Below are 1,056 nucleotides of genomic sequence, written 5' to 3' on the forward strand. Positions count from 1 at the left end.
ATCAGCACCCCGCCGATTTTCGGGTCGATGGCGGTCAGGCACAGGGCGAGTTTCAGGTCATCGGCGCCGACCACGGCGGAGAGCGGGAAATGCGGGGTGTCGGTCATTTGGGGTTTCTCTGTCGTGGTCTTTGGTGTTGTGGTGTGTCAGTGGGGAGGCCCTCACCCTAGCCCTCTCCCAGGGGGAGATGGAACTGACCTAGGTGTTCTTTCGAATTCCGTCGACCTGATACGTCGGGCCGAACTCAGACTTCGACAGCAACGCAAATCGGCTCCCTCTCCCCCCGGGAGAGGGCTGGGCTGAGGATAGCTTTTGGCCGGTTACATATCTTCCTCAATATCCAGCAGCAGATTCTCCAGCGCTTCTTTATAAGCCCCAGGCTCCTGCCACATCCCGCGCTGCTGCGCTTCCAGCATCCGCTCGGTCATGTCGCGCAACGCATGCGGGTTATGCTCGCGAACAAAATCCCGGGTGGCCGGGTCCAGCAGGTAGGCATCGGCCAGCAATGCGTACTGGTGATCATCAATCAATTGCGTGGTGGCGTCGAACGCGAACAGGTTATCGACCGTCGCCGCCAGTTCAAACGCGCCTTTATAGCCGTGGCGCTTGACCCCGTCGATCCACTTCGGATTCGCCGCACGCGAGCGGATCACCCGGTTCAGCTCTTCTTTCAGGGTGCGAATCTTTGGCAAGTCCGGCTGACTGTGATCACCGTGGTAACTGACCGCCGCTTCGCCACGCAAGGTTTCCACCGCCGCGAGCATGCCACCCTGGAACTGGTAATAATCGTTGGAATCGAGCAGGTCGTGCTCGCGATTGTCTTGATTCTGCAACACTGCCTGCACCTGACTCAGGCGCTGGACGAATTGCTCACGGGCGGCGGTGCCTTCGTCGGCACCGCCATAGGCGTAGGCGCCCCAATTCAAGTAGACCTCGGCGAGATCCTCGCGGGTTTGCCACAGACGGCCATCAATCGCGCCTTGCACACCGGCCCCGTAGGCACCGGGTTTGGCGCCGAAAATCCGCCAGCCGGCCTGACGCCGCGCCGTGTCTTCA

Annotated in this window: 1 protein-coding gene and 1 pseudogene; both read right to left on the bottom strand. The window is 60.9% G+C overall.

The window, feature by feature from the left end; all coding sequences use genetic code 11:
- A pseudogene (locus DBR24_RS34665) lies at nt 1-107 on the bottom strand (magnesium chelatase); the annotation flags it as partial.
- Between the two features lie 213 nt (nt 108-320).
- Nucleotides 321-1,056 (bottom strand): cobaltochelatase subunit CobN (locus tag DBR24_RS30820; protein ID WP_177490709.1); only part of this gene is annotated, 736 nt, incomplete at its 5' end.

The sequence above is a fragment of the Pseudomonas sp. HMWF006 genome, assembly GCF_003061205.1.
In the GTDB taxonomy this organism is placed as follows: domain Bacteria; phylum Pseudomonadota; class Gammaproteobacteria; order Pseudomonadales; family Pseudomonadaceae; genus Aquipseudomonas; species Aquipseudomonas monsensis.